Origin of the sequence: Paraburkholderia translucens, assembly GCF_020881035.1 — a bacterium.
GTDB classification, from domain to species: Bacteria; Pseudomonadota; Gammaproteobacteria; order Burkholderiales; family Burkholderiaceae; genus Paraburkholderia; species Paraburkholderia translucens.
This window is the reverse complement of record NZ_JAJITC010000002.1, coordinates 40,779-63,682: the sequence shown is the minus strand read 5'-3', so window position 1 is coordinate 63,682 and position 22,904 is coordinate 40,779. Positions and strand designations below refer to the sequence as shown.

Here is a 22,904-nt window from a genome sequence, read left to right as displayed (position 1 = left end):
ACAGATTTGCCAACAAAAACTGTGGGTAACTTTGCGCGCTTCGCGAGGTAGCGAAGCGCCGTCACTCTTCGAGCGCCCACGCGCGCTTACGGTGCAGCAGCGCCGAGCCGATCGATACCGCCGCGCCGATGCCGCCCATCGTCAGCGACAGCGCGACGATCAGCGGGCCCGTTTGCGTGCGCGCGGAAAACACGCCGACGAGCAGGCCGGCGAGCGGCTGCGTCAGGTTGTTCAGCAGGATCGCCACGCCGATCGTCTTGCCGTAGTCCTCGGGTGGAATGATCTGCAAACGTGCGCTGCGGATATAGACGTTGAACATCTTGTCGAAGCCGACGATCAGCAGAAAGCCGAGCGCATAGCCCCACGGCGATGCGCTCGCGCCCGCGATCACGCCGCCCGCGCAGATCGTCACGAACGCGACGAGACCGAGCACGCGCGCGGGCCAGCCGGCTCGCGCGACCGTCAGCAGCACCAGCACCGTGGCGATGGCGCCAGCCGTTTGCAGACCAGCGTAGTAGCGGTTCGATTGCGCATGCAAGCCCGTTACCATCGCCGCCGACGTCGCGACGGTCACGCCGATCACGAGGTTTTCGGCGGCCGCGAGCATGATGACCTGCTTCAGGCCCGGCAGCGTCCATATGTGACTGAGCGCGATGCGCAGCGGCCTCGTCCAGTGAGTGACGGGCGCCGGTGAGCGCGCGGGTGGGTGAAAGCCGCTCAGTCGCTGCCAGATGAACAGCGCGGCGTCGGCGCAGAGAAACAGCACGCCGGTCGCGGCGACGACCCATTCCCAGCGCCACACACCGAGCATCAGCGCGGCGAGCATCGGTCCGAGCACGAATCCAAGCTGGTCGGCCAGTTGCGAATACGCGAGCACCTTCTGGATCTGCTGCGTGCTGAAGATCTGCGGCAGCATGACCTCACGCGCGACGAGCCCCTGGCTCGTCAGCACGCCGCACGCGGCCGACAGCGCGATCAGCCAGCCGATGCCGCCGACCAGCGCATACGCCGCGATGCCGCCGAAGCATGCCAGCGCGCGCACCGCCTGGCTCAACCGCATCAGGCGCAGCGGCGCAAAGCGGTCGCACAACGCACCGAAGAACGGGAACACGAGGTAGCGCGGCAGCGTTTCGATGAAGAACGCGAGGCCGGACCACGAGACCTGGCGCGTCGTTTGAAACACGACGAGCGGCACCAGAAAGAGCAGGATCTGATCGGCGAGACGCGCGATGAACAGCGAGCAGAAAAAGGCCTGATGGTTGACGCGCACCGTGCTTGTCTCGACGTATTGGGGGGCGAGTTCGATCCTATCAAAAAGGCGCGCGTGCGAGTTGCGCGCACGCGCCGCGCGCCGTCCTACTCGCCGCGATATGCCGCCTCGAGCGGCGCGATATCGAGCTTGACCATCTTCATCATCGTCGCCATCACGCGGCTCGCCTTCTTGCGGTCGGGGTCGCGCAACATGTCCGTCAACACATTGGGCACGATCTGCCACGACACGCCGAAGCGGTCCCGCAGCCAGCCGCAGGCCCACGGCTTGCCGCCGCCCTCGAGCAGCTTCGACCAGTAGCGGTCGACGTCCTCCTGCGAGTCGCAGTGCACGAACAGCGAGATGGCCGGCGTGAATGGATACTGCGGGCCACCGTTGAGGGCCATGAACTCCTGACCTTCCAGTTCGAAGACGATGGCCACGACCTTGCCTTCGGGTCCGGGGCCGGCGTCCGTGTAGTGCAGTGTGGTGGCGATGCGCGAAGCCGGAAATACGGACGTGTAGAAATCAGCGGCTTCTTCGGCGTTGCCGTCGAACCATAAGCACGGCGCGATTTTCTGCATGACGTTGCTCCTTCGGAACTGCCGACGGCGGACCTCGTTGCGCGTTCGTACGAGGTCCGCCGGCCACTCACTTGTGCTCTTCGGGCGAACACTTCATCGCGGCCATCGCCTGCTGGATCTCCTCGGCGCTCAGGTCGCGCTTGTGCGTGGCGAGCGACCAGTTGTGGCCGAACGGGTCCTTGAGCTGGCCGTAGCGGTCACCCCAGAACATGTCGGTGACGGGCAACGTGACGGTCGCGCCCGCTTCGACGGCCTGTTTGAAACTCGCGTCGACGTCCTGCACGTAGTGGTGAATCGTGACCGGCGTGCCCTTCAGCGTGTTGGGGCCGAAGGTTTGATGCTCGGGCCATTCGTCGGTCAGCATCAGCATCGAGTCGCCGATTTTCAGGCACGCGTGCATCACCTTGCCGTCCGGGCCCGGCAGACGGATCTGTTCGACGGCGTTGAAGGCTTTTGTGTAGAACGCGATCGCTTCGGCGGCGTTCTTGCAGATCAGGTACGGCGTGAGCGAGTGCATCCCGTCCGGGATCGGTTTGACGGCAGCGCTGGACATGACGGTGACTCCTTGAAGTAACGGTTCCTCAGTGGAAAGACCGGCTGCGTGAGCTGGGTCTTCAACGTTACGACGAGCCCGTGACCGTCGGATCGACACTCCGAAAAAAATATTTATCGGCGCGGGCAAGGGCGAGGACGCCCTCGGCATCTGCCCCATTTAGCCCGCCGGATTGTCCTCGTCCGCCGGCGGCGCCGCGCTGCCCGCCGGCCCGCCGAGGATGCTGATCTGGAACGTATGCGTCGCGGCGAGCGACTGCAGCGTCGCGTCCTCGGGAATGTGCTCGTCGAGCGGCAGGATCACCGAGCCGCCGATCACCGCGCGGCGGCTGTTGTCGGCCGGGCGCAGGCCCCATATGTCCTGATACACGACGGGGACCGTGATGCCGTCGCGCGTCGTGTTGCCGAGGTACAGCATCACGTGGCCGCCGATGTAGATCAGCGTGCGCAAGGGCACGCCATGCCGCGCCAGATAGTCGAGCCGCTCGGCGGGCGTCGACTCCGACAGGTCGACCATGCGGCCAGCGCTCATCTGCGTCGACGAATGACGCGGCAGCCACACGCCGAACGCGGCGAAGATGCTTTGCAGTTCCGAAGAACAGTCGTTGTAGAGCCCGCTATTGCCCCAGCCGTACGGCCGGCCGATCAGCGCCTTCAATAGCATCGCGAGATGGCGCGGCGTCGCGGTGAGCGGCATCGGCGTGATCTGCGTGGCGTCGAGCGACGCGGTGCGGATCAGCGCGCGGCCGTCGACGTCGCGCGCGGGAACGAGGAGCTGGCGCGTGGCCAGGTGGTCGCCGGTCGCCGCCGATGCTGACGGTGCCTGCGCCACCAACGGCAACATCGTCCCGGCCGGCGCGTCGAAGCGGAACACGCCGCGGCTGTCGTTCACCGCCGCCGACGCGACGATCACCGCGCCCAGCGACTTCCCGGCCGCCGCGCGCCATTGGTCGATGAAACGATCATCGGCGAACGCGACGCCGTCGCTGCGCACCCAGCCCTGCACGTCGGGCGTCTGCACGTAATGCCATGCACCGTCGACGCTGCTGCCGAGCACATAGAGCGGCGTGCCCGGTCGCACCGCCGAGATCTGCAGGTTGTCGAACGGATAACCCTCGCCGGCCAGATGACGGTCGTAGAACGACGGATCGGTGGTCGGCAGCTCGCGCACCATCAGATTGCCGGTCGCGATCGCGCGCCGCTCCGGCTGAAAGACCGGCGTTTGCGTGAACTGCGCGACGTTGATGTTGCGCGCGATTGTGTCGATCCACGCCTTGTCGCGCGGACGGAAGTTTTCGCCGTAACCGATTGAGCTGCCATGCTTGCCGGTGTTGTCGAACTTCTCGATACGGCGCTGTTGCAGTGCGGCGATGTCCTCGCCCTGTTCGCCAAACACGCGCGTCGTCACCCACTCGGGATTCCATGGCGACGGCGCGTTCGCGCCCGTGCCGAAGTAGCGCGCGAACAGCGCGTCGAAATGCGCGCGCTGCTCGGCGGCGCTGAGAAACGGCCGATCGTAGTCGGGGCTATCCGGATCGAGCCAGTGATCGACGTTCTGGTCGTAATGGGCGAGTGGAAACAGCGAGACGTTGTCGACCAACGCGTGCGTCTGCCGCGGCGGCGTCGGCGTGCTGCAGGCGACCAGCGCCGCGACGGCGGCGCACAGCACGACGGCGCGGCAGACACGGCGGGAGAGAACGGCGACGGGCATGAAGATTCGGCGGATGAGGTTCAAGGGCACGATGATACGATGTCGGCGATGCCCGCGGCGCCTTCGAGATTCAGCACCGGCGCTGGCGGTTGCTTTTGCACTCGCTTTGTCCGTCCAGCCCGCGCGTCGCCACGCGCTTGAATCGACAGGGAGCACGCCATGAAAACCAGCGCACGCAATCAGTTCAGCGGTGAAGTCACCGGTGTCACACACGGCGCGGTCAACGACGAAGTCACGCTGCGCACAGCGGACGGTCTCGAGATCGTCGCCATCATCACGCACGGCAGCGCGATGTCGCTCGGGCTGGCGACCGGCAAGCAGGCGTTTGCGCTCGTGAAGGCATCGTCGGTCATCGTGATGGTCGATGTCGCTCGGCAGCAGCTGTCGGCGCGCAACTGCATCGAAGGGACGGTCGCGGCGGTGACGAAGGGCGCCGTCAATTCGGAAGTGACCATCAGCGCGGGCGGCGCGCAGATTGCGGCGATCATCACGAACGACAGCGTCGAGCGTCTTGGCCTCGCGAGCGGCAAGAAGGCGACGGCGGTCTTCAAGGCGTCGAGCGTGATCATCGGAGTCGATCAGTAGGGGGCTTCCGTCATTGCCCGCGCTGCGCGCGCGGGAATTTCGCCTGCTTTACACTGCACGCCTTCACGCTTTCTATCCCGCACTGATCACGGACGCCGTCATGTTCGAAGTTTCCGCCACCTCACATCTGCCCAAAGCCGCGCAATACGAAGAACTGGTCGCTCAGGCGCGCGCGCTGCTCGCCGGCGAGACCGACTGGATCGCCAACGCGGCGAATTTCTCGTCGTTCGTATTTCATTCGTTGAGCGATCTGAATTGGGCCGGCTTTTACTTTCACGACGGCCGCGAACTGGTGGTCGGCCCGTTTCAGGGCAAGCCCGCGTGCGTGCGCATTGCGCTCGGCAAGGGCGTCTGCGGCACGGCCGCGCAAACCCGCCAGACCCAGGTCGTGCGCGACGTGCACGCGTTTCCCGGCCATATTGCGTGCGATTCGGCGTCGCAATCGGAAATCGTCGTGCCGCTCGTCGCGCCTGATGGCACGCTGATCGGCGTGTGGGATGTCGACAGCCCGGTCATCGCGCGCTTCGACGAGGAGGATGCGAAGGGTATGGAAGCGCTGTGCGCGGTGTTCGTCGAGGCGGCGCTGCCGCGCGGCGTGTAACGTCGTCGATCGGCTGCGATCGCGCCGCCCGGCACGGGTCGACCACCCTTGTGGTCTTACCCGGTGATCCCCTTGTTACTGTTGAATGCGCCGGTAGGGCTATCCAGCCGCGGTCACATCGTTCGATGCAGACTGACCGCGGCGCGTCTACTGTTCGCTGCCGTCCTGAAGCTCCTTCACGATTTGGCCGCTCTATCCGCCACGTTCAAAAAGCGCGGCCTCGATCGCTTCGACCGCGTATAGAAAGCCGAGGCTCCGGCCCTCCTGCCTTAGCCGCTGAAGTCCTTTCAGCAATGCCGGGTCGCGCTTGCCGGTTCCATACGCAGCAAGCGCCCGCGCGCGCGCCACAAAAAATCCGGAAAAAGGGGAGGGCTCGCGGCGAGCGTAATCTTCAAGGGCTGCAGCATGATGCATGGCCGCATCCCAGCGTTTGCGGTCGATCGATGCATCTATCGCATCGCGTCGAAAGAGAAAGTGGTTGTGGCTCACCGCGCCGGCGGCGAGCAAAGCTTCACCTTCCGCTAGCGCCCGGTCGAAGACATCGGGGTCGTCCGTCGTGCGCGCAAGCACGCCGAGATAAGCCGCACGCAGATAGTTCATGCCGGTCTCGCGACTGATCGACAGCGCCGCTTCGATATCGCCGAGCGCTTCGCGTTGACGGCCGGCGACACGATGCAATTCCGCGCCAAACGCCAGCGCTTCGCCCTCGAAGCGCTTCGATTTCAGCTCGCGCGCGCACTGTAGCGCAGGCGCGACGTGCTCCCACGCACGATCCCACTCCGCGCGATCGTGCAAACAGTGCCAGGCCGCATGATGCGCGACGGCGAGCGCCCGCAGATGACCGACCTTCTGCGCTGCGGCGACACTGGCAAGCGCGGCGTCGAGCGCGGTCATTGCTTCGCCGGTAAACCATGTCGTGATCGCGCGCATCGGCAGGTTAGCCACCTCGATTCGTCCGAAACCGTGGCGTTGGCAGAGTTCGATGCAGCGGCTGAATGCTTTGTGTGCGCTGATCATCCGGCCGCGCATGTACTCTGCGTCTCCCAGGCCGCCAAGCGCTGCCGCCTCCTGTTCGGGATCGCACGCTTTGCGCGCCAGGGCAAGGCTGCGTCCGTGTTCGCGCACGCAGCCGTCGCTATCGCCGCGCGGAAAACATAGATTACCGCGCAGGAAGTGAATGCGCGCCTCTTCGCGCAGAAGGCCCCGGGCGGCGTCGGCGGCGTAGTCGAGGTCGGTCCATGCACCGTCGAGATCGTCGATGATCCGCTTCACGGTGGCCCGCCCAATCCATGCACGGCAACGCTCCGCGTCGGTCGTGGCAAATTCGAGGGCGGATTCGAATGCGTAGAGTGCCGACTGCATGTCACCGACGTCATACAGGACATTGCCATGCAGACACTCGAGTGCGGCGTGGTCGCTGCGTCGATGCGCAAGATCGAGCCCCCGTTCGACAAGCCGAAGCGCGGATTCATACCGGTATCCCGACGCCTGCGAGCGCGCTGCTTCGCAGTAGGCGAGCGCCGCCTCCGGCTCGCCCGCGCGATCGAGATGCTCCGCCCGCAGGACGAGATCACGCTCGCCGTACCACTGTGCGGCGCGACGATGCAACTCGCGACGCCGGCTTTTCAGCAGCCCGTCATAAATGGCGTCGCGAACCAATGCGTGATGAAAGATGAATCCCGTGCCTTGACGTCTCAACATGAGACTGGTTACAAGCGGTTCCAACGCAACGCCGGCATCGGCGTCAGCGCTATCGACAAGAAAATCGACCGCCTCCTTCTCGAACAGCTGGCCGAGCACCGAAGCAGCTTGCAGCACGGTCCTGTTGACGGGATCGAGACGATCCAGGCGCGCCTGTACGAGGCTTCGCACCGACCCCGGTACGCCAGTCCCGTTGCTTTCCTGCGCATCGGTTAGCAACTGCTCGAGAAACAGCGGGTTACCCGCCGCCCGGGCGATGCAGCGTCCTGCCAGATCCGCCTGCGCACCGGAAAACGATTCGGCCATGGCATGCGCGTCGCTGGCGCTCAGCGGACCCAGATCGATCAGCGAACATTGCTCACCGGTCACGACGCGCCACGGTTCTTCGAGCGAATTGCCGTGCGTTCGCGCAGTCAGCACGAGTACGGCCGGGCATTCCGCCGTCGTTGCCGACAGTCCGGCGAGGTCACGAAGCGTCGATTCGTCCGACCAGTGAATATCTTCGACGACCAGCATCCGGGGCCGGTGGCGGCTCGCGCGTCGGACAAGCCGCGTGAGGACGTGCCGTCGGCCGCGGACGCGCATCGCGTTGTCCATCGCTTCGTAGACGGCACGGTCTTCGAACGCCATTGGGAACTCGATCAGATCCTGAAGGAAGAGTGCGTCGCCCGCGTCGATCAAACCGGTCTTGATCGCGTGCTCGCTGCAAGTTGCACTGGCATCGTTATCGGCTAGGCAGCCAGATGCCAGCAAGCCGCTCACGAGAGACTGAATAGCGCCCCGTCCGGTTGACGCGCCGAAGTCGAGCACGAGGCCGGTATGGCAAAGGAAACCTGACTCCCGCGCCTCGCGTTCGAATTCTTCGACGAGGCGTGTTTTGCCGATCCCTGCCTCGCCACGCAGCAAAACAGTGCGTCCACCCCCGGTCGCGCGGCACGCATGGAGCACCGATCGAAACTCCGCCAGCTCGTCACGACGACCTATGAACGGCCTGCCTCGGCACGAGCGCCGAAGGCCGACAATGCCCCACGCTGGGACCGTTTGCGCGAAGCCCTTGACCGTAAGCGCACCGCGTTCGACACAGTCCAGACGATCAGCCAGTGGGCGCCGCACAGTTTCCGATATCAGGATCTGCCCCGGCCCGGCCGCATTGGTGAGACGTGAGGCGAGATTGACCGTGTCGCCGGTGACGGTGTATTCCCTGTAAGTCGCACTGCCGGTGCCGCTTGCGACGACCTCGCCGCCGGCTATGCCAATGTGTACGGAGACTGAGCGGCCGAGCGCGCGCGACAGATCGGGCATCCCGTCCCTGACTGCGAGCGCCGCTCGCACGGCGCGTTCGACATCGTTTCCATGCGAGACTGGCGCACCGAATACTGCCATGACGCAATCGCCGACATGCTTGTCGACGTGCCCGCCGTGCTCCTCGATGATGCGGTCGACCTGTTCGAAAAAACGATCGAGCACAGCGAGCACTTCCTCTGCGTCGACCGAGCGGCTCATCTGCGTGAAGCCGGATAGATCGGCGAAAAGGACTGCGACCTGCCGCCGTTCTCCTTTCAAGTCGCCTGGACTCGTGGCCAGATGCCGGGGCTCGGTTCGCGCCCTCAGTTCAGCCAAAGCATCAAGCAGTCTGCGCCGATGACCGACTGACGCGATACCGAGTTCCTTCAGATCGTCCGCGGTGAGATTGCGGAGTACGTCGGGGTCGATGGCGTTCTCGCGAAACACCGATTCATACCGCTCCATTCCGAGGCTGTGCAGCCACGTGGCGACGTCCACGAGCACTCCCGAGTGGAAGTTGTCGGATCCGCTAAAGATAGCACGTGGCCGGTTATGCCGAGCGGTAGCCTGGCGGGCAACGACGCCATCGCCCGTTTGTTCACTAGACGCTGCGGTCCGCGCCATCGATCGCAAAGTTCATGGCGGAATCAGGTGGGGCGCTTGCATGGCAGTCTCGCGCGATGCCAGAACCGGTACGCTCAATGGCCTCGTCGAGCGGCAAGCGCTGCGAGTGAATCCACGCCACGCGGAGATGGTTGCGGTGATTGAACGCAGACGGCGGCCGCCGACAGGTGGGAAGTAGGCTCAAGCCCATTTGCCGTCCATTCGAACGGAATCGGTGGCGGCCGCCGGAATAGCGACGCGAGTAAAGGGCTCGCGAGGCGTTCGATGAAGGCAAATAGACGTCAATTGCCTCACATCAGCACGATGTCGTACTGCTCCTGACTCAGATTCGATTCCACCTGCAACGACACCGGCTTGCCGATGAAATCGATCAGCATCGCCAGATGCTGCGACTCTTCCTCGAGAAACAGATCGATGACCTGCTGCGAAGCGATCACGCGAAACTCGCGCGGATTGAACTGCCGCGACTCGCGCAGAATCTCGCGCAGCACGTCATAGCAAACCGTTCGCGCCGTCTTCACCTGCCCCTTGCCCTGACAAACCGGGCACGGCTCGCACAGCACATGCGCGAGCGACTCGCGCGTACGCTTGCGCGTCATCTCCACGAGTCCGAGCTGGGAGAAGCCGTTGACGGTCACACGTGTGCGATCACGCGATAACGCCTTCTTCAGCTCGCCCAGCACCTGGTCGCGATGCTCAGGATTTTCCATATCGATGAAATCGATGATGATCACGCCGCCCAGATTGCGCAGCCGCAATTGCCGCGCAATCGTGTGCGCGGCTTCGAGGTTGGTCTTGAAGATCGTGTCGTCGAAGTTGCGCGCGCCGACGTAACCGCCGGTATTCACGTCGATCGTCGTCATCGCCTCGGTCTGGTCGATCACGAGGTAGCCGCCCGACTTCAGGTCCACGCGACGCGACAGCGCGCGTTGGATCTCTGCCTCGATGTTGTACAGATCGAAGAGCGGCCGCTCGCCGGTGTAGTGGTGCAGCTTCGACGATACCGCCGGCGTGAACTCGCCCGCGAAATCGGCGAGCATCTGATGCGTCTCGCGCGAATCGACCTGGATGCGCGACGTTTCATCGTTGACGAAATCGCGCAGCACGCGCTGCGCGAGATTGAGATCCTGGTAGAGCAGGCTGGTGGGCGGCATGCGCTGCGCCTGCGACAGAATCGTCGCCCACGTCTTGCGCAGGTACGCGACGTCGGCCGCGAGCTCTTCGCTCGTCGCGTCTTCGGCGATCGTGCGCACGATGTAGCCGCCTTTCTCGTCGGCGGGCAGCACCGCGGTCAGGCGTGCGCGCACGGCCTCGCGCTCGGCTTCGCTTTCGATCTTCTGCGAGATGCCGATATGCGGCTCCTGCGGCAAATACACGAGCGTGCGCCCCGCGATGCTCACTTGCGTGGACAGCCGCGCGCCCTTGGTGCCGATCGGATCCTTGACGACCTGCACCATCAGCGTCTGGCCTTCGAAGACGATTTTTTCGATCGGCTGATGCGGCGTTTGATGTTGTGCTTCGCCGGCAATGCGCGGATGCCAGATGTCGGCGACATGAAGGAACGCGGCGCGTTCGAGGCCGATGTCGATGAACGCCGATTGCATGCCCGGCAGCACGCGCACGACCTTGCCGAGATAGACATTGCCGACGCGCCCGCGCGACAGCGTTCGTTCGACATGAAGTTCCTGGACGGCGCCCTGTTGAACGAGCGCGACGCGCGTTTCCTGCGGCGTGACATTGATCAGGATTTCTTCATTCATGGTGTTGTTCTAGAAGTCGATGCGCGCTGCACGCAGGAGGGCAGCGGTTTCAAAGAGCGGCAAACCCATGATACCCGAATAGGACCCGTCGATATGTTCAATGAACTCCGCCGCGCGTCCCTGCACGCCATAAGCGCCCGCCTTGCCGAGCGGCTCGCCGCTCGCCGCATAGCGGCTCAGCGCATCTGCGTGCACTGCAGCAAAACGCACCTTCGAGACCGACAGCGCCGCCGGCAGCAAGGCGCCATCGGCATCGATCACGGCGAGCGCGGTCAGCACTTCGTGCGTGCGGCCCGCGAGGCGCGTGAGCATCGCGACTGCGTCCTCGGCATCGATGGGCTTGCCGAGAATGGCATCGTCGATCGTGACGGTGGTGTCGGCGACGAGGATCGGCCGCGCCTCGTGGCCGCCGTCGACGAGCCGCGCGCGCGCCGCATGGGCCTTCGCGATGCATACGCGCTGCACGTAGTCGCGCGCGTGCTCGCCGGGCCGTTCGGCTTCGAGCGCTTCGGCGTCTTCGTCGGGGCGCGGCAGCAGCAGTTCGAATCGCACGCCGAGCTGTTGCAGCAACTCCTGACGGCGCGGACTTTGAGAGGCGAGGTAGACGAACGGATGCAGCGAAGCGGAGGGCGTGGGCATGAACGGGTCTCGATGGAGCGGAAAACGGATGGCGTGAGGGGCGAGGCGAGCGATGCGCAAGCGCATCGACACCAGCCGACCCATGACGCAATGCGGCAGCGACTGGTTCAGACGCGACGGGCCGAGCGCCCGCGACGCGCCATCACCAACGAACGGGGGCAACGCGTCGCCGCGCCTCGCTCAGGCACTCACGCGCGATGATAGGGGTGATTTTGCGTGATGGTCCACGCGCGGTAAAGCTGTTCGGCCAGCAGCACGCGCACCATCGCATGAGGCAGCGTGAGGCTCGACACGCGCAGCATCATATCGGCCCGCGCCTTCAGCTCGGGATCGAGCCCGTCCGCGCCGCCGATCAGAAAGGCCACGTCGCGGCCGTCCTGTTGCCAGCCCGGCAACGCGCCCGCGAGCTGCATCGTGGTCCAGTCCTTGCCGCGTTCGTCGAGCGCGATGATGCGTGCGTTCTTCGGCAACGCGGCTTCGATCTTCTGCCGCTCGGCGGCCATCACGCTGTCGGCGGAACGTCCCGACGAGCGCTGCTCCGGTTTGATCTCGCGCAGCTCGATGCGCAGCTCGGGCGGCATGCGCTTCGCGTATTCATCGAAGCCGGTCGCGATCCAGTCCGGCATCTTGTGGCCGACGGCGAGGATGTGCAGTTTCATCGCGAGCAAAGATGGAGCATGGCTGACACGTCCGGCTTACTTGCGGCGGGCCGTGGCCTTGCGCGCGGGCTTCGCCGCAGGCGCTTCCTCTTCGTCCTCGTCGTCGGATTCGCTCGCGCGCGCGCCGCCGAACGGACTCGGCGTCGACAGCTTGATGCGCACCGGCTTGTCACCCCAGATTTCCTCGAGGTTGTAGTACTGGCGCAGCGCCGGCTGCAGGATGTGGACGATCGCGTCGCCGCAATCGACGAGCACCCACTCGCCGATGTCCTCGCCCTCGGTGCTGACGATCTCGCCGCCGGCTTCCTTCACGCCTTCGCGCACGCTCGACGCGAGCGCCTTGGTTTGCCGGTTCGAGGTACCGCTCGCGACGATCACGCGATCGAACAGCGAGGTCAGATGGGTGGTGTTGAACACCTTGATGTCTTGCGCCTTGACGTCTTCGAGAGCGTCGACGATCACGCGCTGCAGTTTGCGAATATCCATGGAGTTACCGGTGGTACAGATGATGTTGAATCAGCTAACGGCGGGGGTTACGCGCGTTGCCAGAAGTTGATTGTTTGCCCCTAACCCTTGTCAGTACGGGCTTTCAGGGAAAACGTGGGATTCCCTGTTGTCGAGGGCTGTTGATTAGTTTTGATAGAATCCGCTTACACAGGGGTTACATGGGTGGGCCGTGTAACCGCTCGTGTACCGGAGGCATCAATGGCCACAGTGAATTTTACAACAGGGCGCGTCGCGAGCCACGCGTGCGAGGCCGGGCGCTCGCAGTCGTTCATATGGGATAGCGGACAACCGGGGCTTGGACTGCGGGCGACGGCGGGCGGCGCGAAGGCGTTTGTCTATCAGGGCAAGGTGGCCGGCGCGACCGTGCGCCTGACGATTGGCGACCCGGCAACCTGGTCTATCGGGAAGGCGCGAGGCGAGGCGCGCCGGCTGCAACTCATTGTTGACGCCGGGCGCGATCCGCGCATCGAGGCGGGCAAGGTCGCGGCCGGGGTACTGGCCGAGCGGCAACGGATGACGCGCGAGCGTGCGACGCTGGCCGATGGCTGGAATGCCTGGGTCGAGGCGAGGCGCGAGAAGTGGGGAGCGCATCACCTGCGCGGGGTGCTGACGGCGACGCATGACGGTGCTGACGGGGCTGTTCGTGGGCCGCTGGCGGATTTGATGCCGCTGCGACTGGCGGCGCTCGACAAGGATGCAATCGCGCTGGTGCTGGAGCGCGAAACACACGAACGGCCGGCGCGGGCCCGCCTGTGCTGGAGCTATCTGCGCACGGCGCTGCGGTGGATCGACGAACAGCCGGAATATGCGGGACTGCTGCCGGCGTCTGCCCGCTCGCGTTCCATCGCGACCGATCACCTTGCCAAACCGCAGGCGAAAACGGACGCGCTCGAACGCGGGCATCTGGCCGCGTGGTTCCAGGCGCTCGACGTCGTGCCGACGCTCTCGCGCCGGGTGTATCTGGCAGGGCTGCTGCTGACCGGTGCCCGCCGTGAGGAACTCGCCGCGCTGCGCTGGCGTGACGTGTCGCTCGAATGGCACACGCTTTCGATTGCCGACAAGGTGGAGGACGCCGGCCGTGTGATCCCGCTGACGCCGTATTTTCAAAGCCTGCTGGAGGTGCTGCACGAACAGTCGGGCGGCGCGCCGGATGCGTTTGTGTTTCCGTCGACGGCATCGCCAAACAAATCGCTAACGCGCGTTTGCAAGGTCGCAGGCGTGCCACGCGTGACGCTGCACGGCCTGCGCCGTTCGTATGGCTCGCTTTCCGAGTGGATCGAGTTACCCGCTGGTGTTGTCGCGCAAATCATGGGCCACAAGCCGAGCGCGACCGCAGAGCGGCACTACCGGGTGCGTCCGGTCGACCTGCTGCGGCTGCACGCGACGAAGCTGGAGCGCTTCATTGTCGAAAACGCCGGCATTGCCTTCGCGTACCCCGCCGCGCGCGGGGCGCTGGAGGTGGCCGCATGAAAAGCGCCGACGAACTGAAGGCCGAGTTTATGGACGTGTCGGCGCTCCTGCACGAGCATCAGCGCGCGCGGGCCGGGCTAGCTGCTGATGACGTGTCAGCGCACGGACGCTGGCGTGTGCAGTTCGACGCGCTGCAGGGGCAGGCGCGGGAGTTGGCGCAGCTATGGATCATGACCGTATACGCGTTTGAAACGGGGCACGCGACGCCGGAGGCCAGAATGCTCGGCTATGTCGCGCGATCCGTTATGGGGAAGCCGGGCGGGCCGCAGGCGACGAGGCTGCGTGATGTTAACTTTGCCCTGGCCGTGGGCTGGCGCGTGTGGCGGGAGGGCACGAAACTGAACAAGGCAATCCGTGAGGTGGTAGCGGAAAACGCGCCCTACGTGACCGAGGACATGGTTCGTAATGCGTGGTACGCCAATAAGGCCCATGTTGAATCAATACCAGGCATGCAAGCAAACCCCGACGACGACTAAGCACAAAAGTGTGTAAATCCCGCTGCGTTTTACATGTAATTTCCCCGGACTTTTACATGTAAAGCGCGCCTCGTTTAACACTACCGGTCCTGCCTTCCTCACGCACACAATCCTTCTCAACACAACGGGCAATCCCGAAGTGTCAAACCATAGAGAAGGAGGTTGCGACATGGAGAGCAACAAATCCCCCACTAAAACCGTGCTGCCGGAAATCCTCACGACAGCGGAAGCGGCGCGCGCAATCAACCGTCAACCGCAAACGCTGCGGAAATGGGCATGCCTTGGCAATGGGCCGCTCATTCCGGTGCGTATCCATGGTCGACTTGGCTGGAAGGCCGCAGACATCGCCGCGCTGATTGGCTAACCACTACTCGGGAGATCTCCATGACCATCCGCCATCCTTGGCAAGATCAACGTGTGCACGTCACCCAGGGCAAGTACAAGGATCGTACGGGTAAGGTGTTGCGCATACTCGCTGACTACGGCGAGGCCGGCTTCGCTGAACTCGAATTCGACCCGCCGCAAGCGTCGCAACCGAAGCACAAGGAACGCGACCTGATATCCATGCAGTACATCGGGCACGTGGCGGGCGCATCATGACCGGCTCACATGAAAGCGCCCGCGTGGCGGCGGGCGCGGACTACTCACCTGGACGGGGCGGCACGCCAGACGGCGCGCGCGACAAGCATAAGCCGAATGGCGGGTCCGTGCAATTTGCCACCAACGATGCGCAGGTCCGTCAGTTCGTCGACCTGGCACGCCCGGACGGCGGCGCGCTCACGATCCTGTCTATCGCTGCGGCCGGCGGCGCGCCGGCGGCGCGGACCTTCGACGTGCCGGCAGAAAACGGCGCGCTGGTCGCCTACGTGCGTAAGCACAACTCGATGGCGCGCAATGTTTATTGGCTGCCCAATGGCGCCCGCGTCCGGGACTGCAAGCCCGACAAGACCGGAATGACCCGGGCCCACTTCTGCTGGGCTGACTGCGACCCGGACGTTGCTCAATACGGCACCTACGACGCTGCGCGGGCGCATCTGCTCGGCGAACATCTCGAACGTCTGGCATTGGTCGCAAGTTTCGTGATCGACTCCGGGCACGGCCTGCAGGCGTTTTTCCAGCTCGCCGAGCCGGTCGCACTGCCTGGATGCCTCGAAGCATTCGAGCGCGTGAATGCTGCCATCGGCCACGCGTTCGACGGTCCTGGAACGTTCAATTGCGACCGCATCATGCGGCTGCCTGGCACGACGAACTATCCGACGCCACCGAAACTGGCGAAGGGTTACCCGGCTGCACCTTCACACGCGAAAGTGCTGTGCAGCGCCGGTCGCGTCTATACGCTCGACGAGCTGGCCGGCATGGCCATTCCGCGCGACACGCACGACGACGAAGTCCGGCACCGGTTCGAGGCGCTGCTGAAAACCGACGCGAAACTGCGGGCACGCTGGCAGGGTAGCGTCGAAGGGCTGACCGACACATCGGGGAGCGCGCGTGATTTCAGCCTCTACGCGATGCTCGTGGCGCGCGGCTTCACGCACGACGACGCGGTTGACCTGATGACGCCGTGGGAGTGCGGGAGTATCAACGGGCGGGCGCAGGGGGCGAGGTACTGGGAACGGATGCGCGAGCGCTCGGCCGTGCCGGCGGGCAGCAGGCCCGCGCCAGCACAGGGTTACAGCGTGGACGATTTTTTCACGTATTTGCCCGCTCACAAATATCTGCACGTGCCGACCGGCGAGTTGTGGCCCGCGTCAAGCGTGAATGCGAAGCTGCCGCCGGTAAAGGTGAGCGGCGACCAGTGCGTCAGCGCGTGCTCATGGCTCGATGAGCACCGCGCGGTGATGCAGATCGTGTGGATGCCGGGAGAGCCGCAGGTGATCGCTGACCGCGTGATGCAGGCCGCCGGCTGGCAGACACACGCGGGTGCACAGTCCTTCAACCTCTACCTGCCGGCCGCGCCGGTCACGGGCGACGCATCGAAGGTCGGGCCGTGGATCGGGCACCTCGAGCGGCTGTACCCGGACGACTGGCCGCACCTGGTGAGCTGGTTCGCGCACACGGTGCAGCACCCGGAAGACAAGATCAATCACGCGATCGTGCTCGGCGGCGGTCCGGGCATTGGCAAGGATACGTTGCTGGAGCCGTTGCGCCTCGCCGTCGGCGCGCATAACACGAGCGATATCACGCCGGCAGTCATGTTCGGTCGCTTCAACCGCTGGGTGCGCAACAAACTCGTGCGAGTGTCTGAGGTGCGCGACCTGGGCGATCTCGACCGGTACGCGTTCTATGAGCATTGCAAGCCGTATCTGGCAAGTCCGCCTGACGTGATCCGCGTGGACGAAAAGAACCTGCGCGAATACTACGTGGCGAACGTCAGCAACGTAATTTTCACGACGAACCATCTGACCGACGGGCTCTATCTGCCCGCCGACGACCGTCGACACTACGTTTGCTGGAGCACGTGCACGAGCGCCGATTTCACCGAGGCGTACTTTCGCAAACTCTGGACGTGGTACGCGGCCGGCGGCATGGCGAACGTGGTGGCGTTCCTGCGCGAACGGAACATCGCGACGTTCGATGCGAAGGCGCCGCCGCCCAAAACGCCCGCGTTCTGGCAGACGGTCGCGGCCGGCGAATCAACCGAAAGCGGCGAGATGCGCGACCTGCTCGACCTGCTCAGGAACCCGGACGCCGTGACACTCACCGACCTGATCGACGGCTCGATGCGTCACGGCCTGTCTGCACTCGAAAACGAGCTTGGCGATCGCAAGAACCGGCGCCGGGTGCCTCACGTCATGGAGCGCGCCGGCTATGTGAATGTCCGCAATCCGGACGCGGACAGCGGCCTGTTTCAGGTGGCAGGCCGGCGCGTGGCGATCTATGCAAAACGTTCGATGACCGTCCAGCAGCAGATTCAGGCGGCCCGCGAGCGCACGCGGCGCGAGTCATCGCCCTGAAGTCCCGGAGGTGAATGCAGTAATTGCACTGGATTTCTATCTTGTTCCCACGCGCGCGCCCAGCCCCTGATTTTTACAACCTGAACGACAGCTGCGGTAAATGATGGGGATAGGAGTTCACTGTAATCACTACCTCTACTGCGCACGTAAAGGAGGTTTCGATGATCGATGCACTGCTCGGCGGGTCGCTCGCGAAAGACCCGGAATCCCGCACGGCGAAGAACGGCAACCCGTATGCACTCGTCACCCTGCGCGTGCCGAACGGTGGCAACATTGCACTCTTCGCCCGCATCACGGCATTCGATGCGCATGTGCGCGACGAACTGCTCTCGCTCGGAAAGGGTGACGCGCTGAGTGTGGCCGGGCCGCTCGAAGTCGGGGCCTGGAAGGCCGATAACGGCGAGGTGCGGCCGTCGCTGTCGATGGTGGCGCACGCGATCGTGTCGCCGTATCACGTGAAGCGCCGCCGCGCTGCCATACAGGGTTCGCCCAAGGCACGCGCGCCTCATCAGGGTTCGCAAGCGCCTGCGCCGGCCAACGATCCGGTTGATTTTCTGGCGTGACCCGCGATGCGCGACCGCGACGCGATGACCGACGAGGCTGCCGCGACCTTGCTCGCATGGCTGGTTGCCGCCGGGTTCGACTACGATCCGGTCTACGGTGAGTGCTGCGAAAAGGCAACGGCCAGGGCAATGCGTGTGGCGCCGTCGACGCTGTCGCGCTGGTACTGGGAAGGCAGCGGGCCGATCAGGCCGGCGCGCATATTGAACGGCCGCCGCTGGTATTCATTGGACACCATTGTCCAATGGCTCGTCGACGGCGCCATGGAGGCCGCTGACTGATCGATTCGCGTTCCATCCGTTCCATCCGTTCCATCCGTTCCATCCGCGCTGGCGGGCGCTGCCGTCATGGCGCATTGTCAGGCGTGACTCACGACCGGAGACGCGCCATGCCGCCCGTCGTTCTTGCCGAATCAACCCGCGCCGCCACCGCCGCCGTGCGCGCCGGCCGCGCACTCGCCATTAGCGGAAACGATCCGCAGGCGGCTCGCGCCTGGGTGGCCGCGCAATATGGCTCGAATGATCCGGCGCTCGCGCTCATCGGCCGCGCCGCCATGATTGGCACCGGTTCAATCGAGCCGCCCGACGAATATGGCGCAGCCCTGGCCGCAGCCACGATCCGCCGTTCGGTGCTGGGCCGGATTGAAGCCGTCTCGGCTTTCGCCCGCGTCAACTTCAACGAGCCGCTCATGCGCGCGAGCGACACTGCTGTCGGGTTTTGGGTTGAGGAGAACATGGAAACTCCCATGCTCGAAGGCGTCGATCCGTTCGCGATCACCCGCCTGCCCGTGACGAAACTTGGCGGGCTTGCGGTTTTTTCCACTGAATTCGTCAGGCAGGCCGGCCCGCGCGCCGATTCGGTCATCCAGCGCTGCATGGAGAACTCATTGATCCGGCGACTCGACGTGAGCCTGTTTGACGGACAGGCCGGCGACCCGAGCCGCCCGCCGTCGCTGATCGACAGCACCATAGCCGGCACCGGCAACGCCGGCGAGGACATCGGCGCGGCGCTCTCGACGCTGCCGGAAGAATTCGGTGAGCAGATCGTGCTCGTGGTCTCGCCGTGGAGCGTGCCCGCGCTGATTGCCTCTGGCGTCGCCGATAGCTCGACGCTGAACGCGCGCACCGGCGGCGTCCTGCTTGGCTTCCCATGCATCACATCAACGGCCGTGCCGGTGAGTTCGATTGCATGGCTCGCGCCCGCGCTGATCCAGCTTGCCGACGCGGGCGTAATCGTGGGCGCGAGCGAAGCGTCAATCGTGCGCGTGGACACCGGTGACGGAGTCGAGCTGCACTCGTGCTGGCAGGAAAATCTGACGGCCATGCGAGCCGTGCTTTACGTCGGCTGGCGCAAGCTCGAACCGGCCGCCGCAGGCATGGTCACCGATGTTGTGCCTGCAACGATCCGGCCGCGCGCGCCGAAGGCGAAGCGCCCGACGGCAGCCCGGTGAGGAGGCAACGGTCATGTGTACATGCGACGAATTACTTGGCGTCTGCCGCTATCGCAGCGAAGCGGAATACCAGGCCGAACGCGCACGGCAGGCCCACGCGGGAAGGATTGAGCATCGGATACTTGCGGTGCTGACCGGCGAGCGCATCGCCCACCCGTCACCATTCGTCATGGCCTGCGTCAAGGTGTTGCGCGCGCAACCCGATGTGTCGGACATTCATGTGGGCGGCAGCTGCGTGTGGTGGTGGTCGACCGACGGGTCGCAATACTCCGCGCAGATCGACACCATGCGGCCCGCTATCAGGCTGGCAGCGTGATAGCCAGGAGAAGAGCACATGAGCACGCATGACCAATCCGACGAAAGGGCGGCAACTTGCTGGATCCGAACGAGCGACGTTCCGCGCATCGATGCGATCGCCGCCTGGTATGAAACGGACCGGCGCGCGGTCCTGCGCGAGCTGATCTCGCTCGGCTTGCAGGCGGTCACGCAGGGCGCGCTCGGTGTGCCGTTTGTCCCGCCGCATGAAGCGCGGGCCGCACTACTTGCTGAGCCCGGTCGCGACGCGGTGCACACGGTGCGACTTATCGGCGGCGCAAGGACGCGGGTCAAGTGAGGGGGTGGCGGCGGGGTGGGGGGGCGATCGCAAAAAAATTCGGGCCTGCCCGGAAACCGCGCGCCCAGCTTAGCTTTTTCTGAATCCGGCTTTTCGGGGGCGTCACCCGGACGCGACCCGACCGCGACCGGCGCGCGACCCCGCGCCGACCCGCCGCCGTCCCCCCGCGCGCACGCGCGCACGCGCGCAAGAGATTAAACCCCGGTCACGATTTCGGGGGTTTGCACGTGAACGTTGCGCGCGGTGTCCGCTGACGCTGAAAAAATTTTGGCATGGCCCCCGCCACATCGCGGCGGCGTCCGCGATGCCAGCACACGAAAGAGGATGAGGCCGATACCGGCCCAACCCAATCAACTGGCTTTGTTACGGAAGGCCTCAAGCGAGTTGACGGAATCTCGTTGCGAAGCGGTTTCCTGATCCGCAGCGCGGGAAAAAAGGCAGTTCTCTTGAAACAAGAGAACTCGATAAAACCCGTATTTCGTATGCGCGCATCGTGCAGCGCAAATGTCCGCACCTGATCGAACTCGTGGTCTCCGGGGAGATGGGCCTCGACGCCGCTTACGAGCAGGTGCCACCAGCGACCGGTGCGCGCACTGACATCGAACCTAAGGGGGGTGTCCCCCCGAAGTTGACGCGCGAGCGCGCCGCCACGGCCGCTGAATTTTTGTTGACTAAAGTCAACAGCGTTCCGATGCGCGAAATGTCCACCGCGGTGGGAGCATGAACCGCAGACCGTTAATCGGATCATCGCGGCTGCTAATGCTGCTGAAAAACTCGACCAATTGGTCGGGTCTTCGCCATCTCGTGAGTCTCACGTGCGTCCGCTGCTGCGTCTCGAAAAGGACGACGAGCGTGCGAACGTGTGGCGTGCGGCGCGGTGGGAGCGTGCGCAGGCATATCGCCTGATCGACGCAGCGACGCTCGCAGAACGTTTGTCTCCAATTGGTGACATTCCTTCGCGCGAGTCTCATGTGCGTCGGCTGCTGCGTCTCGAAAACGACAAGGACCGCGCGCTATAATCGGCTCGCCGGGAGACACCCGGCACGGGATTGGCGTCCCGATTGTTCTCTGGCGGACAAACCGCCGACCGGCGGTCTTTTTTTGTCCGCACATCAATGCACACCTTCAATGGTCGGGCCTTGGTGGGGGTGCGCTTGCGCACGCCGGTATCCAGAGACGCCGGTACGCCAACCCTGTCTCGTGCCCGGCCACCCCCGTCTGGGAGCGGCTGCCGGGTATCTGACCCAGCAAAGGAGGCCGCACATGCGCGACAGCACGCCCGACCTGAATGCCAGCGACGAAGTCAGAACTGCGCTCGGCAAGGTCGTCCAGCTTCTGGTCGCAGAAGAGCGCGCAAACCGGAAGCTCGACAACGATCCGGACGAAGTGCCCGAACAGATTGACGACATCCTGAAGATCGTCACCGACCGTCTGCTTCGTCACGCACTCGTTCTGCACGAGATAGCCCTGGGGGGAGCAAGAACCGGAAGCACCAACTTGATAAAGGCTATAGCGTCTTCACAAGGGCCGGTTGCGAAGGTGCGTGAGCGAAAACCGCGACGGATCAGGAAACAAGGCTTGCCGACACCAGCATACGTGCCCGACCCCGATGACCTGCGCGAGCTGTGCGGCCTCGTCGCTTGCCTGCGCGCCTGGATACGCGCCGCCGGCAACCAATACGACAACGGGCGCGAACATGTGCTCTTTCCCAGGCTTGTTACGGGGCAGCCAATCTGGAAAGCCGAGTCACCACTCTGGCAGGCGATACAACGTGTGCTTGACCGACACGGCTTTGGCAGGCCCTGAACCTGCCGCCTTACTCGACCGATGTCGGGCCCGTGCGATGGCTACGGCACTTGTGCCACCCGATCAGGGCGGACAGATGTGAGCCGCCCTATCTGTTCTGGCAGGTAGCGCCCGCCGGCCATTGCGGCCAGACTGCATGCGGGCATTTCCGTGCCCGAGCCTGAAGTGTGTGTTTGGCCCGCCTCGCGCGGGCTTTTTTCTGCCTGCGCGTCGAATCCGGGCCCGTGGTGCCGCTCGAGCGGGCCGATACGCATGCTGGCATCGGCGGCGATGTGGGGCCGTCAGAAGGCCGGAAACAACCAGATCGATCCGACTGGCAAAACGCAGCCATGTGAACCGTAGCGGTTACATGGCGGTTACATGGCGGGATAAAAGCCGGTTATTTCAACGAATACCCCACGAAACAAGGGCTATTTATCGTCTGTACAGATGTTGTTGAAGAATATAGTCCCACACCGCGGCGGGGACGTGACTCGCGGCCTGATTCCGTGCGCTGCCCGCATCCGCGTGGGCGAGCCGCTGCTTGACCTGCTCGCGCAGATGCGCGCGGATATCGGTGGCCGACACGTTGAATGCAAGCGTCGTGTCGATCAGTAAATGGCCGCAGGGCGTGGCCTGCAGCACGTCGGCGCTTGCGCTGCGCGCGGCGATCTCCCTGGAAACCGCCGGGCCGATCGACGCGAGGTCGAAGCCGGGCCGCGTAGCCGCGCCGATATGCGCGAGCTCGAACAGGCGCTGCCAGTCGCGCCACGTGTCGAGATGCACGAGTTGATCCGCCCCGATCAACAGCGTGATCGACGCGTCGCCGCCTTCGCGTTCGCGCCAGCGCTCCAGCGTGTCGACCGTGTAGGTGGGGCCTTCGTGCTCGATTTCGTCGGTCGCGACGCGCACCGTCACGCCCGGCAGCACGAGCGAAGCGGCCGCCGCCCGCGTCATCGCGAGTCGATGTTCGGCCGGTGACACGTCGGTCTTCTGCCACGGCTGGCCGGCCGGCAGCAGGACCAGTTCGGTCAGCCGCAGCGCCTCGGCGAACCGCCGCGCGAGCGCGAGGTGGCCGTCGTGGATCGGGTCGAAAGTGCCGCCCAGCACAGCAATCCGGCGAGGCAGGGCGACGAGGT

General features: G+C 64.6%; 24 protein-coding genes. 14 read left to right on the top strand and 10 right to left on the bottom strand.

Going from position 1 to position 22,904, the window contains the following annotated elements; all coding sequences use genetic code 11:
- Window positions 1–61 precede the first annotated feature (61 nt).
- The 4 genes from LJ655_RS03525 to LJ655_RS03510 all read right to left on the bottom strand — a co-directional run bounded on the left by LJ655_RS03525 (window position 62) and on the right by LJ655_RS03510 (window position 4,096).
- Window positions 62–1,270, bottom strand: a complete 1,209-nt coding sequence (locus tag LJ655_RS03525; RefSeq protein WP_230559882.1) for an MFS transporter — start codon at window positions 1,268–1,270, stop codon at window positions 62–64.
- 86 nt (window positions 1,271–1,356) lie between these two features.
- Window positions 1,357–1,833 carry a VOC family protein gene (locus LJ655_RS03520; protein ID WP_230559881.1) on the bottom strand — a complete coding sequence of 159 codons (477 nt, stop codon included), beginning with the start codon at window positions 1,831–1,833 and terminating at the stop codon, window positions 1,357–1,359.
- Between the two features lie 67 nt (window positions 1,834–1,900).
- Complete coding sequence (locus tag LJ655_RS03515; RefSeq protein WP_230559880.1) at window positions 1,901–2,386, bottom strand: VOC family protein; 486 nt, start codon at window positions 2,384–2,386, stop codon at window positions 1,901–1,903.
- Window positions 2,387–2,545: 159 nt separating this feature from the next.
- Window positions 2,546–4,096, bottom strand: a complete 1,551-nt coding sequence (locus LJ655_RS03510) for an SH3 domain-containing C40 family peptidase (RefSeq protein ID WP_230559879.1) — start codon at window positions 4,094–4,096, stop codon at window positions 2,546–2,548.
- A gap of 159 nt (window positions 4,097–4,255) precedes the next feature.
- On the opposite strand from LJ655_RS03510, the gene LJ655_RS03505 reads away from it, so the two are divergent.
- Both LJ655_RS03505 and LJ655_RS03500 read left to right on the top strand, forming a co-directional pair.
- Entirely contained in the window at window positions 4,256–4,681 is a 426-nt protein-coding gene (locus tag LJ655_RS03505; RefSeq protein ID WP_230559878.1) for a TOBE domain-containing protein, read from the top strand.
- Window positions 4,682–4,781: 100 nt separating this feature from the next.
- The gene (locus tag LJ655_RS03500) at window positions 4,782–5,282 is read left to right on the top strand and encodes a GAF domain-containing protein (RefSeq protein ID WP_230559877.1); all 501 of its coding nucleotides are present in this window, start codon (window positions 4,782–4,784) and stop codon (window positions 5,280–5,282) included.
- A 192-nt stretch (window positions 5,283–5,474) separates the two neighbouring features.
- Here LJ655_RS03500 and LJ655_RS03495 read toward each other — a convergent pair whose 3' ends face one another.
- The 5 genes from LJ655_RS03495 to rsfS form a co-directional block, all read right to left on the bottom strand.
- Window positions 5,475–8,765: an adenylate/guanylate cyclase domain-containing protein gene (locus LJ655_RS03495; protein WP_230559876.1), complete on the bottom strand. Its 3,291-nt coding sequence runs from the start codon at window positions 8,763–8,765 to the stop codon at window positions 5,475–5,477.
- Between the two features lie 416 nt (window positions 8,766–9,181).
- Window positions 9,182–10,651, bottom strand: a complete 1,470-nt coding sequence (gene rng, locus LJ655_RS03490) for a ribonuclease G (protein ID WP_230559875.1) — start codon at window positions 10,649–10,651, stop codon at window positions 9,182–9,184.
- 9 nt (window positions 10,652–10,660) lie between these two features.
- A complete protein-coding gene (locus tag LJ655_RS03485) occupies window positions 10,661–11,290 on the bottom strand; it encodes a Maf family protein (RefSeq protein ID WP_230559874.1) in 630 nt (209 codons plus the stop codon).
- A 188-nt stretch (window positions 11,291–11,478) separates the two neighbouring features.
- Window positions 11,479–11,949: a 23S rRNA (pseudouridine(1915)-N(3))-methyltransferase RlmH gene (gene rlmH, locus LJ655_RS03480; protein ID WP_230559873.1), complete on the bottom strand. Its 471-nt coding sequence runs from the start codon at window positions 11,947–11,949 to the stop codon at window positions 11,479–11,481.
- A gap of 36 nt (window positions 11,950–11,985) precedes the next feature.
- Window positions 11,986–12,435: a ribosome silencing factor gene (gene rsfS, locus LJ655_RS03475; RefSeq protein WP_230559872.1), complete on the bottom strand. Its 450-nt coding sequence runs from the start codon at window positions 12,433–12,435 to the stop codon at window positions 11,986–11,988.
- Between the two features lie 219 nt (window positions 12,436–12,654).
- Here rsfS and LJ655_RS03470 point away from each other — a divergent pair, with 219 nt between their 5' ends.
- The 12 genes from LJ655_RS03470 (at window position 12,655) to LJ655_RS03415 (ending at window position 21,786) form a co-directional block, all read left to right on the top strand.
- Window positions 12,655–13,926, top strand: coding sequence for a tyrosine-type recombinase/integrase (locus tag LJ655_RS03470; protein ID WP_230559871.1), 1,272 nt, complete (start codon window positions 12,655–12,657; stop codon window positions 13,924–13,926).
- Entirely contained in the window at window positions 13,923–14,402 is a 480-nt protein-coding gene (locus LJ655_RS03465; RefSeq protein ID WP_230559870.1) for a hypothetical protein, read from the top strand. Before LJ655_RS03470 ends, LJ655_RS03465 begins: the two co-directional genes overlap by 4 nt.
- 169 nt (window positions 14,403–14,571) lie before the next feature.
- Window positions 14,572–14,766: a DNA-binding protein gene (locus LJ655_RS03460; RefSeq protein WP_230559869.1), complete on the top strand. Its 195-nt coding sequence runs from the start codon at window positions 14,572–14,574 to the stop codon at window positions 14,764–14,766.
- Window positions 14,767–14,786: 20 nt separating this feature from the next.
- The gene (locus LJ655_RS03455; RefSeq protein WP_230559868.1) at window positions 14,787–15,002 is read left to right on the top strand and encodes a KOW domain-containing RNA-binding protein; all 216 of its coding nucleotides are present in this window, start codon (window positions 14,787–14,789) and stop codon (window positions 15,000–15,002) included.
- The gene (locus tag LJ655_RS03450; RefSeq protein ID WP_230559867.1) at window positions 14,999–17,356 is read left to right on the top strand and encodes a primase-helicase family protein; all 2,358 of its coding nucleotides are present in this window, start codon (window positions 14,999–15,001) and stop codon (window positions 17,354–17,356) included. The genes LJ655_RS03455 and LJ655_RS03450 overlap by 4 nt, the downstream gene beginning before the upstream one ends.
- 161 nt (window positions 17,357–17,517) lie before the next feature.
- Window positions 17,518–17,919: a single-stranded DNA-binding protein gene (locus LJ655_RS03445; protein WP_230559866.1), complete on the top strand. Its 402-nt coding sequence runs from the start codon at window positions 17,518–17,520 to the stop codon at window positions 17,917–17,919.
- Window positions 17,920–17,925: 6 nt separating this feature from the next.
- The gene (locus tag LJ655_RS03440; RefSeq protein ID WP_230559865.1) at window positions 17,926–18,198 is read left to right on the top strand and encodes a hypothetical protein; all 273 of its coding nucleotides are present in this window, start codon (window positions 17,926–17,928) and stop codon (window positions 18,196–18,198) included.
- Window positions 18,199–18,305: 107 nt separating this feature from the next.
- Window positions 18,306–19,367 carry a hypothetical protein gene (locus tag LJ655_RS03435; RefSeq protein ID WP_230559864.1) on the top strand — a complete coding sequence of 354 codons (1,062 nt, stop codon included), beginning with the start codon at window positions 18,306–18,308 and terminating at the stop codon, window positions 19,365–19,367.
- Window positions 19,368–19,380: 13 nt separating this feature from the next.
- Window positions 19,381–19,683 (top strand): hypothetical protein, encoded by a 303-nt coding sequence (locus LJ655_RS03430; protein ID WP_230559863.1) that lies wholly within the window; start codon window positions 19,381–19,383, stop codon window positions 19,681–19,683.
- Between the two features lie 18 nt (window positions 19,684–19,701).
- Window positions 19,702–19,980 carry a hypothetical protein gene (locus tag LJ655_RS03425; RefSeq protein ID WP_230559862.1) on the top strand — a complete coding sequence of 93 codons (279 nt, stop codon included), beginning with the start codon at window positions 19,702–19,704 and terminating at the stop codon, window positions 19,978–19,980.
- Window positions 19,981–20,795: 815 nt separating this feature from the next.
- Window positions 20,796–20,999: a hypothetical protein gene (locus LJ655_RS03420; RefSeq protein WP_230559861.1), complete on the top strand. Its 204-nt coding sequence runs from the start codon at window positions 20,796–20,798 to the stop codon at window positions 20,997–20,999.
- Window positions 21,000–21,243: 244 nt separating this feature from the next.
- On the top strand, window positions 21,244–21,786 hold the full coding sequence (locus tag LJ655_RS03415; protein ID WP_230559860.1) for a hypothetical protein: 543 nt from the start codon (window positions 21,244–21,246) through the stop codon (window positions 21,784–21,786).
- Between the two features lie 414 nt (window positions 21,787–22,200).
- Here the strand turns inward: LJ655_RS03415 and LJ655_RS03410 are convergent, their stop codons facing one another.
- Entirely contained in the window at window positions 22,201–22,893 is a 693-nt protein-coding gene (locus LJ655_RS03410) for a nicotinate-nucleotide adenylyltransferase (RefSeq protein WP_230560256.1), read from the bottom strand.
- Window positions 22,894–22,904 lie beyond the last annotated feature (11 nt).